The organism is Corynebacterium sp. KPL4072 (assembly GCF_037908395.1).
Classification (GTDB): domain Bacteria; phylum Actinomycetota; class Actinomycetes; order Mycobacteriales; family Mycobacteriaceae; genus Corynebacterium; species Corynebacterium kefirresidentii.
This window is the reverse complement of record NZ_JBBMGE010000002.1, coordinates 38,001-52,842: the sequence shown is the minus strand read 5'-3', so window position 1 is coordinate 52,842 and position 14,842 is coordinate 38,001. Positions and strand designations below refer to the sequence as shown.

The 14,842-nt window shown below is 60.2% G+C and carries 14 protein-coding genes and 1 tRNA gene; 5 read left to right on the top strand and 10 right to left on the bottom strand.

From position 1 onward, the window contains the following. Positions 1–279 carry a DUF3618 domain-containing protein gene (locus tag WMP97_RS02085; RefSeq protein WP_005323988.1) on the bottom strand — a complete coding sequence of 93 codons (279 nt, stop codon included), beginning with the start codon at positions 277–279 and terminating at the stop codon, positions 1–3. A 96-nt stretch (positions 280–375) separates the two neighbouring features. Between WMP97_RS02085 and bcp the strand changes: the two genes are divergently transcribed. Continuing rightward, complete coding sequence (gene bcp / locus WMP97_RS02080; RefSeq protein ID WP_150851338.1) at positions 376–843, top strand: thioredoxin-dependent thiol peroxidase; 468 nt, start codon at positions 376–378, stop codon at positions 841–843. A 258-nt stretch (positions 844–1,101) separates the two neighbouring features. Next, on the top strand, positions 1,102–2,088 hold the full coding sequence (locus WMP97_RS02075) for an HNH endonuclease signature motif containing protein (RefSeq protein ID WP_301732119.1): 987 nt from the start codon (positions 1,102–1,104) through the stop codon (positions 2,086–2,088). 21 nt (positions 2,089–2,109) lie between these two features. Here WMP97_RS02075 and bioD read toward each other — a convergent pair whose 3' ends face one another. After that, positions 2,110–2,769 carry a dethiobiotin synthase gene (gene bioD / locus WMP97_RS02070; protein ID WP_239204935.1) on the bottom strand — a complete coding sequence of 220 codons (660 nt, stop codon included), beginning with the start codon at positions 2,767–2,769 and terminating at the stop codon, positions 2,110–2,112. Continuing rightward, the gene (locus tag WMP97_RS02065) at positions 2,766–4,037 is read right to left on the bottom strand and encodes an adenosylmethionine--8-amino-7-oxononanoate transaminase (protein WP_239204933.1); all 1,272 of its coding nucleotides are present in this window, start codon (positions 4,035–4,037) and stop codon (positions 2,766–2,768) included. The genes bioD and WMP97_RS02065 overlap by 4 nt, the downstream gene beginning before the upstream one ends. Positions 4,038–4,080: 43 nt before the next feature. Here WMP97_RS02065 and WMP97_RS02060 point away from each other — a divergent pair, with 43 nt between their 5' ends. After that, positions 4,081–5,511: a peptide MFS transporter gene (locus tag WMP97_RS02060; RefSeq protein ID WP_239204931.1), complete on the top strand. Its 1,431-nt coding sequence runs from the start codon at positions 4,081–4,083 to the stop codon at positions 5,509–5,511. A 131-nt stretch (positions 5,512–5,642) separates the two neighbouring features. Here WMP97_RS02060 and WMP97_RS02055 read toward each other — a convergent pair whose 3' ends face one another. The 5 genes from WMP97_RS02055 to pflB are packed head-to-tail and all read right to left on the bottom strand — an operon-like array spanning position 5,643 to position 11,352. Next, positions 5,643–6,791, bottom strand: coding sequence for an SPFH domain-containing protein (locus tag WMP97_RS02055; RefSeq protein ID WP_200288698.1), 1,149 nt, complete (start codon positions 6,789–6,791; stop codon positions 5,643–5,645). Positions 6,792–6,850: 59 nt separating this feature from the next. Continuing rightward, a complete protein-coding gene (locus WMP97_RS02050) occupies positions 6,851–8,089 on the bottom strand; it encodes an alpha/beta fold hydrolase (RefSeq protein ID WP_340439690.1) in 1,239 nt (412 codons plus the stop codon). An 11-nt stretch (positions 8,090–8,100) separates the two neighbouring features. Next, positions 8,101–8,970: a pyruvate formate-lyase-activating protein gene (pflA, locus tag WMP97_RS02045; protein ID WP_049360991.1), complete on the bottom strand. Its 870-nt coding sequence runs from the start codon at positions 8,968–8,970 to the stop codon at positions 8,101–8,103. 2 nt (positions 8,971–8,972) lie between these two features. Then, positions 8,973–9,224 carry an autonomous glycyl radical cofactor GrcA2 gene (grcA2, locus tag WMP97_RS02040; RefSeq protein ID WP_005323969.1) on the bottom strand — a complete coding sequence of 84 codons (252 nt, stop codon included), beginning with the start codon at positions 9,222–9,224 and terminating at the stop codon, positions 8,973–8,975. 40 nt (positions 9,225–9,264) lie between these two features. After that, positions 9,265–11,352 carry a formate C-acetyltransferase gene (pflB, locus tag WMP97_RS02035; protein WP_239270266.1) on the bottom strand — a complete coding sequence of 696 codons (2,088 nt, stop codon included), beginning with the start codon at positions 11,350–11,352 and terminating at the stop codon, positions 9,265–9,267. Between the two features lie 314 nt (positions 11,353–11,666). Between pflB and WMP97_RS02030 the strand changes: the two genes are divergently transcribed. Further along, the gene (locus WMP97_RS02030; protein WP_340439689.1) at positions 11,667–13,577 is read left to right on the top strand and encodes a solute carrier family 23 protein; all 1,911 of its coding nucleotides are present in this window, start codon (positions 11,667–11,669) and stop codon (positions 13,575–13,577) included. Here WMP97_RS02030 and WMP97_RS02025 read toward each other — a convergent pair whose 3' ends face one another. Continuing rightward, positions 13,578–14,168 (bottom strand): hypothetical protein, encoded by a 591-nt coding sequence (locus WMP97_RS02025; protein ID WP_239204925.1) that lies wholly within the window; start codon positions 14,166–14,168, stop codon positions 13,578–13,580. A 74-nt stretch (positions 14,169–14,242) separates the two neighbouring features. Continuing rightward, positions 14,243–14,327: transfer RNA gene (locus WMP97_RS02020), tRNA-Leu, on the bottom strand. 90 nt (positions 14,328–14,417) lie between these two features. On the opposite strand from WMP97_RS02020, the gene WMP97_RS02015 reads away from it, so the two are divergent. Next, on the top strand, positions 14,418–14,840 hold the full coding sequence (locus WMP97_RS02015) for a hypothetical protein (RefSeq protein WP_316328116.1): 423 nt from the start codon (positions 14,418–14,420) through the stop codon (positions 14,838–14,840). Positions 14,841–14,842: the final 2 nt, after the last annotated feature.

The following is a 14,842-nucleotide window of genomic DNA, read 5'->3' as shown; positions in this document are numbered from 1 at the left end:
TTAGTGGCGCTCGGACAGCAGGCGCTGCAGCTCCTTCAAGTCGCTCTTGCGGCGGCGAGAGCGGAAGACTGAGAAAGCAATTAGTCCAACCACAGCGGCGCCGACGCCGCCAAGGGCCATCTGCACGTTGCGGTCCTGCAGCTTATCGGTAGCCGCGGTCTTGGCCTCGTTGGCAAAGTTCTGCGGCTTGCTGCGCTGCGCAAGCTCGTCCAGGGTGCCGGCCAGCTGGCGGCGAGTGCGCTCGATATCGCGTTGAATGTCTTCAATATTGCGTGCCACGAAGTTCTCCTCTTAACTTAGGTTCGCTCTTAACGGGCTCATTCTACCCCGCCGGTGCAAAAGCGTGCAGCCCGGCCGGTAAGTATGGTGGGAACCATGACTGAAAACCGATTGAACGTTGGAGATACCGCCCCTGCCTTTGCGCTTGCCGACGACGCCGGAAACACCGTTTCCCTCGCCGATTACGCAGGCCAACGCGTACTCGTCTATTTCTACCCCCGCGCCAATACCCCGGGCTGCACCAAGGAGGCCTGCGATTTCCGTGATTCCTTGGAGCAGCTCAATGATCTCAATATTGCCGTCGTAGGCATCTCGCCCGATAAGCCAGAGGCGCTGGCAAAATTCCGCGCGGACCATGAGCTGAACTTCCCGCTCCTGTCGGATCCGGATAAGTCCGTCATGACCGCCTACGGCGCGTTTGGGGAAAAGAAGAATTACGGCAAGGTTGTCCAGGGCGTTATCCGCTCCACCTTCTTGGTCGAGCCGGACGGCACCATCGGCCAGACGCACTACAATGTCAAGGCCACCGGCCACGTCGCCCGCGTGATGAAGGGCCTAAACTAGCGCGGCGTCGTCCAGCGCAGTGACGAACGCATTGACCGGGCCGGTCTCCTTATCCACAGCCTGGCCGTACGGTGCAATTGCGCAACTGCGCGCGATCCGGGGGCCTTTCTAGCACGGTGGTAGCGATCTAAAGCGCGCTCGTTTCGCGCCTTTGTGCCACTTCCGCCCACCGCAGGCAGTTGACACTTAAACAAGCTATCCACAGCTGCGGCCGTCTACGACTCGGTTCTACTGCCGGCCCTGTTTAGAGTTGCGGCCATGAGCGCACTGAAGGCTTATGCCTCCCACATAGCCTCGGCGATGGATATCCTCGCCGAGGCCCGCGGCATGTCTGAGCGCGCCCTCATCGAGCTGGGTCTACCAGATGTAGAAGCTCGCAACCTCCGCGCGCTTGCCGCAGTTTATTACGGCCCAACCCGCTTCAGCCGGAAGCAACGCCACGCCACCACGGCCGCTCGCCACCATGACCTCATAACGCTCAAGCTGATTGAAAAATATGTCTCCCGCGTGCGCACACAGCGCGATGCGTGGAACTTGCGGGTAGAGCTGTGCCGCCTGCGAGGCCCCGCCTCTGAAATCGCCCGCCGCGCCAAGCAACGCCTGCGCGACCTCCGCCCGCGCCGCACGCCGCCCCGCGAAGGGGTCCAGCTCCTTCGCCGCCCGAATGGCCCCTGGACCATGCGGATTACCGCCCCCTCGGCCTTCCTCGCGGAGTTTGACGCCGCGCTCGACCCCGCGCGCCCACTCGATTCCCTGCGCGATCTCCTTCGCGGCACGGGTGCGCCTTCGGCGCGCACCACAACCAACGTCATCATCCCGCTCAACGCGCTGGACCGCATCTTGGACGGCGACGGTGAAGAAGTCACCCTGCGGCTGACTAATGGCGCCACGATTACCGGCGCCGAGTTGGTCGAGCGCACCTTCACCGAGCACGGACTAGCCACCCTTATCCATCCCGTTAAAGGCCCCGTCAACCTGTATCGCACCTCGCGCTACGCCACCGAGAAACAGCGGCAGATGGCCGCGGCCGAAAACCCTACCTGCCCGTGGCCGCCGTGCAACCACCCTGCGGACAAGGCCCAGATCCATCACCTGAAGGCTTGGAAGCACGGAGGACTGACCAATATGGACAACCTCACGGTGTGCTGCCCGTATCACAACGGGGTCAACCAAGATGATCCGAATGCCCCGCCGCTGCGTGGGCGCCTTGCCCGAGTCAATGGCAAGGTTCGTTGGGTCCGCTAGCGCTGCCTCTGCGAGGTAGCGCTACTCGGCGTGCTCGACAAAGTCCGCGTAGACTTCCGCGGCTACCCGAGCGAATTCGGCCGGTGCCATGCGCGCCATGCCCTCCGGCAGGCTGCCCCAAAACGTACAGCCTGTCACCTCCGGCATCTCCTCCAGGTTCAGGCGCGTAGCCAAGTCCGGATCGGCCGGCAGCGAGCCGCCAACTAGCCCGAGCACCTCAATTCCACGGCGTTGTGCCTCGCGCACGGTCAGCTCGGCCGCGTTGAGGCTTCCTAGGTTAAGGGAGGTGACGATGAGGAGCTTATCGGCGACGTCGGCAAGCGTATAGGCGTCCGTTAAACGCACGAGGAGCCCGCCGGCGCCTTCCACGAGCACCACACGGCCGGGTGCGTCAAGGGCGGCAATCCATTCTTTAAGTTCCTGCAGGCTGGGTTGGCCCATGCCGGCCCGGCGCGCAGAAAGATTCGGCGCCAGCGGCTCCGGAAAGCGCACCATCTCTGCTATCTCCACCCCCGCAAGCTTGCCGACAGTCGCCGCATCCCCCTTGCCTTCCGGCTCTCCCGTCTGCAGTGGCTTAGCGTAGACCACCTCGCGGCCGCGCTGCTTGAACGCGCTGGCGAGCGCGGCCGTGGCCACAGTCTTACCGACGTCAGTATTCGTCCCCGTCACGTAAATTATCACTGTCGTCCTCCTGCCACCGCAGCGCGCACGCCGCGGCACATTTGCGCTATTTCATCTGCGGTGCTGATAAACGGCGGCATGATATAAATCAACCGGCCGAACGGACGTAACCACACACCTTGGGCTACGGCTGCGGCCGTCGCTGCGGACATATTTACATCGCATTCCATTTCCACCACACCTATGGCGCCAAGTACGCGCACGTCGGCTACCCCAGGTTCCTCGGACAGGCCCTCAAACCCTCGTTGCAGCTGCTTTTCGATGCCGGCTACCTGCTCGCGCCAATTGCCCTCCAAAATGAGCGCAGTTGCCTCGGCCGAAACGGCACAAGCGAGTGGATTAGCCATAAATGTTGGTCCGTGCATTAGCGCGCGCGGACGCATCCCCACGGCCACCTTCGCGGTGGCGAGCGTGGCAGCCATGGTCATAAAACCGCCGGTCATCGCCTTGCCAACGCACATGATATCTGGCACAACGCCAGCGGCTTGGGTGGCAAAAAGTTCGCCGGTTCGCCCGAACCCGGTGGCGATTTCGTCCGCGATCAGCACGATACCGTGGCGGTCGCAGATTTCTCGGGCCCCGCGGACCAGCTCGTGGTCGTGAAAGCGCATGCCACCCGCACCTTGGACTACAGGTTCAATAATTAGCCCCGCAACTTCTTCCGTGATGCACGCTTCCAGCTCGCGCAGATAGTTCGCGCGCTCGGCCGGGCTAGCCCCGCGAGTGGGCGGCGCCGGGGCGAAAATCTGCTGAGCTAAGGTACCGGTCCACATCGAGTGCATGCCGCCTTCGGGATCGCACACACTCATCGCCGCGAAGGTATCGCCGTGATACCCCGATCGCCATGTCAGCATCTTGGTGCGCTCTGGGTGCCCTGCGCCACGGGCATACTGCAGTGCCATTTTGATGGCTACTTCTACCGATACAGATCCGGAATCGGAATAAAAGACCTGCTCAAAATCACCACGCGTTAATTCCATGAGGTTACGAGTAAGCCGCGCAGCCGGTTCGTGGGTGAGTCCGCCGAACATGACGTGGCTCACCCTCTCGATTTGTTCGTTCGCTGCCGCCTTGAGCCGTGGGTGACTGTGGCCGTGGGCGGCGGCCCACCAGGAAGACATGGCGTCGATAAGCGTGGTGCCATCCGCGAGTGTTAAATAAACGCCGGCGGCCGAGTCCACCACAAGCGTGGGCTCGCCTGGCTCGGCGTAGGGATGCCAAATGTGGCGTGCGTCGAGAGCGGCAATGTCCTCCGCTGAAATATCCATGATTTTAGGTTTATCACAGACTTTCGGCCGTTATAGTGCTTTTATGACAATTATTAAACATCGTTCAATTCGGCGTTTACCGGTGGCTTTGCCAGCAATCGCCGGAATTGAAATGTGGGAGCGCTTTAGCTTCTACGGCATGCAGGCCATCCTCGCCTACTATCTCTATTCCACCTCCGGCGGACTCGGCATGGACCAGGCGCAGGCCACGGCGCTCGTCGGTGCCTACGGCAGTCTGCTCTACCTGTGCACGTTCGTTGGCGGGTGGGTCAGCGACCGGCTCCTAGGTGCCGAACGCACGTTGCTTACCGGCGCGAGTCTGCTCATGTGCGGGCACCTTTCGCTGTCCTTGGTGCCTGGTATGGCGGGCCTCGTGGCCGGACTGTTGCCGCTTGCGCTGGGTTCAGGGCTGCTTAAAACGGCGGCAATTACCATTCTGGGCGCGGCTTTTCCTCCCACAGCCGGCGCACGGGATGGGGCTTTTCAAATCTTTTACCTGGGGATAAATATCGGCGCTTTACTCGGACCGATGCTCACGGGCTGGCTGGCACAAAAGCACGGCTACCATGCCGGTTTCCTCGCAGCCGCAGGCCTCATGTGCTGCGGGTGTGTCTTCTACGGGTTATTGCGCCAGCGGGTAGTCACGGAGTTCGATACCCGGCCTCCCAACCCTACTGCCGCGCCAGGCAAGGCCGCGGCGGTAGCTGTGGTGGCTGTAGTGGGCAGCGTCGCGGTCGCGGTGACGGTCCCACCAGACAAGCTCGCCATGCTTTTGCTCTTTGCGACGATCGCGGCCGCCCTCGCTCTCTTCGCCAGCATGCTGCGATCCCCGCGGGTCAGCGTGCCGGAGCGGAAGCAGGTTCTGGCGTATATCCCGCTCTTTTTCTGCTCGACGGCCTACTGGACTCTCCAGCCGCAGATTTACGGGGTGCTAGCCGTGTACTCGGATCAACGTGTAGACCGCATGGTCGGCGGGTTTGAGATTCCGGCGGCATGGACGCAATCGCTCAATCCACTGTTCATCCTGGCATTGTCCCTACCGCTGGCGGCGAGCATGTCTCGGTGGGCATGCTCGCGGCGTGTGCTGATGGCCGTAGGCATCATGGTGGCAGGTTCCGGAATGTTTGTGCTGTTGCCATTCGTCGGGGGCGGAGAAAATTCAACGCCATTTGTGGTGTTGGCCGTGACCATCTTGTTGATGTCGCTCGGCGAGCTATTTATCGGGCCGGTGGGTATGGCGGCATCGGCCGCGCACGCGCCGCGAGCGTACGCGACGCGCTTTTCCGCGCTGTATTTCCTCACCATGGCCATTGGAACCTCGCTAGCGGGAACGCTGTCGACGCTGTATGACCCTTCCTCGGCGGGTGCGGAGCGGACCTACTTACTTGTTGTCGGAATTGTCCCCGTCGCGCTGGGACTCATGCTCTTGGTCGGCAGAAAGGGCGTCGTGAACGAGGCTTCGGGCAGCGTTTAAGGCATCGACTTGTGAGGCAGCCTTGGTCTCGGCGGGGAAAATCTGACACTCGTGGTCGGGTACAACTTCTGCGCGGCGGGTAATACCGCGCTGGGCGGTATAGGCGTCAAAGAGGTTATCGATGCTCAGGGCTAGTCCTCGTTTTTGAGTTGGTCGCGCAGCTGCTGGAAGTACTCGCGGGCAGCCTGGGGCTGCGCGGTGGAGTGCTGGCCCTGCTGCGCCTGTTGCTCACCGCGATTTTGCTCGGAGCGCTCCTGCTCAGCACGCTGGGAGGCAGCGATGGCTTCGCGCTTGGCACGCTCTGCCTGACGCTTGGACTCGCGCTCGATTTCCTCGGCGCGGGATGGCTTGTGCGGCTGCGGGCGGCGGTGCTGAGGCGCCCCCTCGGCGGAGTCGAGGGCGCGGTTGGCCATGAGCACGTCGCGCATGCCGCTGAAGAGGTCACCCATGCCCTGCGGGTTGGAGGGCATGTACAGCACAGAGGCCTGGCCGTTGTGGGAGACATCGACCATCGCGTCAAGGTATTGAGAGACCAGCATGAGCGCCTCGGGGGATTCTTCCACGCCGGCGTCGCGAAGCATTTCGTATTGCTGGGCAATGCCCTCGACGATTTCCTTGCGCTGGTCCGCAACGCCGCGTCCCTGCAGCTTCTTTGCTTCGGCGGCACCCTCGGCCTCTTTGACCACGCGGATCTTCTCGGCCTCTGCTTGGGCGACGGCCGCTTCGCGCTCACGCTGCGCCGCGTTAATGGAGTTCATGGACTCGCGCACGCGGGAATCGGGGCGGATATCGGTAACCAGGGTGTTGACAAAGTTCCAGCCGTACTCGGCCATATTATCGCGCAGGGAAGCCGCAACATTGCGAGCAATGGTGTCCTTGGAGGAGAAGGAATCATCCAAGTCCATATTCGCCACGGAGGAACGAACATTATCCTGCACGTAGGCCACAATCTGCTGTTCGTGGTTGGAGAGCATGTAATATGCCTCGCGCTCTCGGCCTTCAACTACCTCGTATTGCACGGCCACAGGGATCTGGACGAAGACATTGTCCTTGGTCTTGGTCTCCACCATCACATCCAGCTGGCGCACCTGCAGCGAAATTTTATCGCGTACGCGGTCTACCCACGGCATCTTGAAGTGCAGGCCAGCATGCGCCACCTTTTGGAATTTACCCAAGCGCTCCAAGATGGCAGCTTCGCGAGTGCGAACGATGAAATAGCCATCAAAGAGGGTTCCCAAGATAAGCAACAGGATGAGGACTATAACTATGGTGGCGATCAAAATATCTCCCTAAATGTCGTGACAATCACCAATATTTTCGCATAGGAAATAGCGAAACGCTAGTGATCGTCGATAAGCGCAAAAAGCCTGCCCAGGATGGTCGCACCGTCTTCGCGAATGCCGTTGTGCTGGAACTCGTTGCTAATCCACGGCCGCAGGTCCCCCAGGTGGGCGGCGGTAGCCAAGGATTCTTCGAGCGGAACGAAAATATCATCGACATATATGGCCGCGGCCGTGGTCGGCACCTCACCGAGCGCATAGGGCGGGGAGAATTCGTGGCGGGCGAGGCCGTGGGCGGCGTCGGCAAACGCGTGCAGAGCAGGGTCCTCGTCGAACTGCCAGGGAAAGATATGCTCGCCAGTCAACCACGTGCCGGACTCCGCAAACTCCGGGAATTCCTCGCGCACACGATGCGCCGCCCAATGAGTAACGGCCTGCCCACCGGCGCCGCCATAGATTGACTCATGGATAGCGGCATACAGCGGGCCGTCTGCAAAGCTCACGCGCTGGCCGACATCCACCAAGAAATCGCCGCGCAGCCGCTTCTCCCCTGCCACGGTGCGGAAAGGCTCTTCCAGCAGATAAGCCAGCGAATCAAAACCGGTGCCGCGGCCGAGCTCAATACCGATGGTGCGAAACCGCAGCGAGGACAGACGCTCTCCGGTGGGAAGGCACTCATCCGAATTGTCCAAGTGGGAGATGATCTCCTCGATACGGTCCTGGGCCCACGGGAATTCGCGGTAGAAACGCTGCTGGCGGGCCTTGAGCTTGCTAAAAGTGGCGCGGTAGAGATCGTCTGCCCCCTTCAGCGTGGGGATGCCGCCGGTGAAAAATGCATGCTCAATGTGCTCGGGCGCCTGGGATAGGTAGGCGGTAATGCAGAAGCCACCGAAAGATTGGCCAAAAAGTGACCACTTCTCCAGGCCGAGGTGCTCGCGCAAACGCTCGGCGTCGCGGACGATATTATCTTGGCGCAGCAACGCCAAGTGCGCTGCGGTGCGCTCCGCGGCCGGGCTCAATGCATCGATGCGGTGCGATCGGCCGGTGCCGCGCTGGTCCATGAGGATCACGCGGTACCGCTCCAGTGCCTTGCCAATAAGCCCCGTGGGTGTCAGCGGCCGGGGTGCTGGGAAACCAGGCCCGCCCTGGAGGTAAAGCAACGCGGGCAGGCCCTCTCCGCCGGGCGGGATGATTTCGCGGGCATAAAGCCCAAAAGTCCCGTGGGGATTGGAATAATCCCACGGGACTTCTAGGTGGTGCTCTTTAATTGTGTGGCCAAAGCGGCGGTAGTCGGTCATGCCCTCCCAGGCTAGTAGACTTCCAAGCCCTTCGAGCGGAAGACGTCGCGGATTTTCTCCACGTCCTCCGGCTTTGGCGGCTTCGTGTCTGCCAACTGGTAGGTCATATCTAGGCCTTCCCACTTGTCCTTGCCCATATTGTGGAAGGGCAAGACCTCGACGCGTTCGACGTTAGATTTCCATCGAGCCACGATATTGGCCACATTTTCCACGTTCTCTGGCGAGTCCGTGAGGTCAGGCACCACTACGAAGCGGATCCATACCGGCTTACCTATCTTGTTCAACCTGTCGCCGAAATCCAGTGTTGGCTGGAGCTGGCGTTGGGTGACCTTGCGGTAAGTTTCCTCGTCGCCCGACTTGACGTCGAGAAGCACGAGGTCGATATTGTCTAGGTCCTCGTCGCGCAAGCGCGCGCCCAAGTACCCAGCCGTATCGATGGTGGTGTGAATACCCGCATCGTGGACTTCCTTAAGCACGCGGCGCGTGAAGGAAATCTGGAAGAGGGGTTCGCCACCGGAGATGGTCAGACCGCCACCGGAAGCTTGGAAGATGGGCTTATAACGCTTGATGCGCTTGACCACATCCTCGACCCGCTCCAGTGTGCCGGTCTTCATCTCCCAGGTGTCTGGATTATGGCAGTACTGGCAGCGCAGTGGGCATCCGGACATGAACATCGTCATGCGGGTTCCTGGGCCATCGACGGCGGTCACGAGCTCCCAAGAGTGCACGAGGGCGATATCGCCGGTACGGCGCGCCTCCATGAGCTCCGGGCGGGTAATGTCATCGAGTTGTGCATTATCTCCCAGGCCCGCAGCTACGCCGCGGACACGCTCTCCTTCTTCCGGAGAGAGGGTGACAACACCAGTAACGCCATCAGCCATGATTAAGAACCCTGGTGGAAGGTGCGGGAGATAACGTCGAGCTGCTGCTCCTTGGTCAGCTTGACAAAGTTAACAGCGTAGCCAGAGACGCGAACGGTGAGGTTCGGGTACTTCTCTGGGTGCTCAACGGCGTCCTCGAGGGTGGACTTGTCCAGCACGTTGATGTTGGCGTGGTACAGACCAGAGTTCATCTGGTGTGCATCGCGGTTTGCCTTCATTGCTGACATGCGGTCTTCGAAAGTTGGGGTTGCCATGATTTTCTCCTTTTCGAGATGGTTGAGGGTTGAGTGGTTTTTACTTCTCCATGATGAAGCCGGCATCCAGAACGCCCACCAAGTTATTGATGCGCTCTTCTGGGGTGCGGCCCAATCCGGAAGGAGTAATGGTGTTGGTCAGCGAGATGCCGTCCAAGGCGTCCTTGTAATCCAGCTTGCCAACGGACAGCATGGAAGCAACCATGCCGTGGCTGTCGGCACCGTTTTCAGGGTTTGCGCCTGGGGAGAACGGCGTGCCGGCCTTGTGGCCCGACGGGAAGGCGCCTGTTGCCTTGCCGTAGACCACGTTCGAGGTAATGGTCAGCACGGACTGGGTTGGGATGGCGTTGCGGTACATCGGGATGGCCTTAATCTTTTCCATCACGGTGTGGACGATGGTTGCGGCGATGTCATCGGCGCGGTCATCATCGTTGCCATAGAACGGGAACTCGCCCTCGGTGACGTAGTCCGTAATCAGGCCGGTCTCGTCACGGACCGGAGTGACCTTGGCGTACTTGATAGCAGCCAGGGAGTCGGCGACGATGGACAGGCCGGCGATGCCGCAGCCCATGGAGCGTACGATATTGGAATCGTGCAGCGCCATCTCGACTGCCTCGTAGGCGTACTTGTCGTGAGAGTAGTGGATGATGTTGAGGGCCTCAACATAGGTGCCAACAACCCAGTCCAGCATCTCTTCGTACTTCTGCCAAACTTCATCGAAGTCCAGCGGGCCATCGCCCTTGATGGGCTCGTAGCCTTCTACGACCTGCTTGCCGGTTACCTCATCGCGGCCACCGTTGATGGCGTAAAGCAGAGCCTTAGCGGCGTTCACACGAGCGCCGAAGAACTGCATCTGCTTGCCCACTTCCATCGGGGAAACACAGCAGGCAATTGCGGCGTCGTCGCCCCACTGCTCACGAATCTGGCGGTCAGACTCGTACTGGATGGAGGAGGTCTCAATCGAGATGTGGGCACAGAATTCCTTGTAGCCCTCTGGCAGCTTTGGATCCCAGAAAATGGTGATATTTGGCTCTGGTGAGGGGCCAAGGTTTACCAGGGTCTGCAGCAGACGGAAGGAGGTCTTGGTGACCATGTGGCGGCCGTCGTTGCCGAAGCCAGCATCAGACCAGGTTGCCCAGTACGGGTCGCCGGAGAAGATCTGGTCATAATCGATGGTGCGCAGGAAGCGGACGATGCGCAGCTTGAGAACCAGGGAGTCGATGATTTCCTGGGCGTCTTCCTCGGTGATGATGCCAGCGGCGAGGTCGCGCTCGAAGTAGCAATCGAAGAAGGCGGACAGGCGGCCGATGGACATTGCGGCGCCATCCTGGGACTTAATGGATGCCAGGTAGCCGAAGTAGGTCCACTGTACTGCCTCGTGAGCGGTCTTAGCCGGCTTGGAGATGTCGAAGCCGTAGGACTCAGCCATCTTCTTGAGCTTCTTCAGGGCCTTGATCTGCTCGGAGTGTTCCTCGCGGAAGCGTGCCCAGTGCTCAGAGAAGCCAGCGTCTGCGACGGAATCGCGGGAAGCCTGCTTTTCCTCGATCAGGTAGTCCACACCGTAGAGAGCCACGCGGCGGTAGTCACCGATGATGCGGCCACGGCCATAAGCATCCGGCAGACCGGTGATGATGTGTGATGAACGAGCAGCGCGGATGCGCGGGGTGTAGATATCGAAGACCGCATCGTTGTGGGTCTTGCGGTAACGGGTGAAGATCTTCTCCACCTCAGGGTCGACTTCCTTGCCTGCTTCGCCGATGGCCTGCTTGACCATGCGCCAGCCACCGAACGGCATCATGGCGCGCTTCAGCGGGGTATCGGTCTGCAGACCGACGATAACGTCGTCGTCCTCTGAGATATAGCCGGCCGGGAAAGCGTCAATGTCGGTCGGGGTGTGGGTGTCAACGTCGTAGACGCGCTTTTCGCGCTCGACGGACAGGTAGTTCTTCTCCAGGGTCTCCCAGACGCGCTTGGTCTTTTCGGTCGGGCCCGCCAGGAAGCTGGAATCGCCGTCGTACGGCGTGTAGTTACGCTGAATGAAGTCGCGGACGTTGATGCCCTCGGTCCATGGACCGGACTCAAATCCCTTCCACGCTTCAAACTGTTGAGGCTGCGTTGCGGTAGTCATAATTCCCTTCTTTCGGGCGAATTTCTATCAGGGGTAAATGCCGCTTTTTCGAGCCACAGCACCAAGCCCCTCTGGCCTCAATTGTTGACTACATCAGCGGTAATAACAAGTTCAGCAGACGTTGGAAAGGCTAAAAATAAACCGGTCGTGTTGTTTCGCTGGTTAGTGATTTCATGCAGAACGCACGTACGTCTTAGATCGGGGGTGAACTAGCCCCGAACGTGTTCCTCATCACCCCGATTTTTTGGCCGCTACCTGCACGAACCTCTACTGTTAAACCCGTTCAGCTTCGCTTCCGCACAAAGGAGGACTTCGTGGCTTCCCAGCCCAAGCATCCAGTAGATACCGTCCCACCCGCCCCCAAACTAGCCGCCTTGGGTTTGCAGCACGTACTGGCCTTTTATGCCGGGGCGGTTATCGTTCCACTGCTCATCGCCGGCTCGCTTAACCTGGATGCGGAAACCACCATCCACCTCATCAATGCGGACCTTTTGACCTGTGGCATAGCAACGATCATTCAGTCCATGGGCGTCGGCAAGCGCATTGGCGTGCGCCTGCCCATCGTGCAGGGCGTAACCACAACGGCCGTCTCCCCGATTATTGCCATTGGCCTGGGCGCAACCGACGGCGAAGGCGGGGTGGCCTCGCTGCCGACCATTTATGGCGCCATCATCGTCGCCGGCCTGTTTACTTTCTTCGCGGCGCCGGTCTTTGGCAAAGTGCTGCGTTTCTTCCCGCCGGTGGTCACCGGTTCGGTCCTGCTGGTGATGGGCACTTCACTATTGGGGGTTTCGGCCAATGACTTTGTCAATTACACCGAGGGAGTTCCAGCCACCCGTGACCTGCTCTACGGTTTTGGCACGCTCGCGGTCATCATTTTGGTGCAGCGTTTTTCCTCTGGCTTCCTAGGCACCCTGGCCGTGCTCATCGGCCTAGTCTTGGGTACGGGCGTAGCGCTCGTGCTAGGCGACGCCTCCTTTAGCGAAGTCTCCTCCGCCCCCGCTCTCGGTATCACCACCCCGTTCTACTTCGGCATGCCAAAGTTCGACGTGGTGGCTATTTTCTCGCTCATCATTGTCATGATCATCACCATGGTGGAGACCACTGGCGATGTCTTTGCCACCGGCGAGATTGTCAAAAAGCGCATCCGTCGCGATGATGTCGTGCGCGCCATCCGCGCCGATGGCCTTTCCACCCTGGTGGGCGGCGTAATGAACTCCTTCCCGTATACCTGCTTTGCACAAAACGTCGGTCTGGTCCGCCTGACCAGCGTGAAATCGCGCTGGGTGGCCGTGGCTGCCGCCGGATTCATGATGGTATTGGGCATTTTGCCCAAGGCCGGTGCGGTCGTGGCCGCCATCCCCTCCCCTGTGCTTGGCGGCGCCTCCCTGGCGCTTTTCGCCAACGTAGCGTGGGTGGGCCTACAGACCATCGCCAAGGCCGATCTTTCCGATGGCCGCAATTCCGTCATCGTCACTTCCGCGCTCGGCTTGGCCATGCTGGTGACCTTCAAGCCGGATATCGCCACGGCCTTCCCGGAGTGGGCGCAAACCTTCGTCTCCTCCGGCATGTCCATCGGCGCCATTACCGCCATCGTGCTTAACCTGCTGTTCTTCCACACCGGGGGAAAGCAGGGCACGCAGGTGTCTCGGGCCGTCGGCAAGAGCGTAAGCCTACAGCAGCTCAACAATGCCTCCCGCGAGGAATTCGTCTCCGCGCTGCGCCCGCTGTTCAATAACGAGACGTGGCCGCTCGAACTGGCGTGGGAGTCGCGGCCTTTCAGCGATGTCAATGAGCTGCGCGCCGCCATTCAGGTAGCCGTGCTGACCGCGGATGATTCCCGCCGTGCTGCCCTCATCCACGATTACCCTGCCATGGATGAGCTGCTGCTTGCCGACGCCGACGAAGCCGCCACCATCTCCGCCGACCGCGGCTCCTTGGGGCTAACCGACTTGGATGATGTGCAGACCGAGCGCATTACCGAGCTTTCCGCCGCCTACCGCGAGCGCTTCGATATGCCCTTTGTGGCTTATCTGGATACCAATGACACCGTTGACCGCGTCATTGACGCCGGCGTACGCAGGCTGGCTAACTCCCCAGAGCAGGAGTACCGCACCGCGCTGGGTGAGATCGTAGAGATTGCCAACGACCGCTTCGATATCTTGCTAGCCGATGCCAACCCGGTCCGTTCTTCCTGGGACCGCAAGTTCACCGAGGTGGACTAGCTAACGGAAGGAAAAATCTACCTCAGCCTCCGGGTCCACGCCGGAAATAATGCCGGTGTAGAACTGCTTGGCCTGGCTTTGGAGGACATCGCGATTATCCGCGATGTCCTTTTTCTTTTTGTCCTCATCCAGAATCTTGGTGATGGTTTCCGCTTTATCGATATCCGGGGTAATCCAGCTCAGCGCGCCATTATCGTCCACCGCGGTTTCGAAGTTCTCATCCGAGTGGCCAATGAAAATGAACTCGGGGACCTGCACGCGGAAATGGTGCGGGGATTCCTCTTCTACGTGCACCCGGGATCCTTCAATGCCGAGCTTCGCGCGGTAGGAGTACTTGATGTATTGGGTACGCTCACTGCCTGGGACCTGCCAATTCCACAGCGTGCTGGTGGCGGACTCCTCCGATAATCCCTCAATCCCCAAGGAGACGAGCACCACTTGTTCCTCGCGCTCCACGGCCTTGATGACCTTGGTATTGCTCGATTCGGTCTCCACGTCCACCGGTTCCCGGACTTGCCACACCACCACCGCAGCTACCGCCAGGGCGGCGATGAGAATGACAGCGATAAGGGTGGAAAACAGCTTTTTCATAATGCCCATCTTAGGGTGAAATACGGACGGTGATATGCGAAAACGCCGCCGGCCACGAGGGTCGACGGCGCCTATGGTGCGCCCGGTGAGACTTGAACTCACACGTCATAAGACACTAGAACCTAAATCTAGCGCGTCTGCCAATTCCGCCACGGGCGCGGGGGACTTGACATAGTGTACACGGTGGGCGGGTAATCCAGAAACCAGGGGTGTTCTGTTTTCCGGCCGCTGGTGGGTAGGGTGGAACGCGTGAGCACTCAAGAGGAACAGAAAAACAAGCGCGTGCAGGTGCGATGGTGGCACATCCTCCTCATCGCGTTTTTCGTCGTGCTCTTCCTATTCCTGGCCTATTGGCAATGGACCCGCTTCCGCTCCGGCTCGGGCACCTTCCAAAACCTGGGCTATGCCTTCCAGTGGCCACTGTTTGCCGTGTTCGTGGTTTATGCCTATCGCACCACGCTGCGCTATGAAAACGAGCGCCTCGCGGCCGAGGAAGAAGCCCGCGACATGCATGACACAGACAAAACCGCCCCGGCCGACACTCCCACACAGCCGCAGGCAGAAACCAAAATTGATGAGGATTTTTTGCCCCAGCGGCCCCAGATGGATGTGGAAACGTTCAACGCCATGAATACCCCGCGCCGCCGGCGCGGCGAGAATGAAGAAAGCTGATT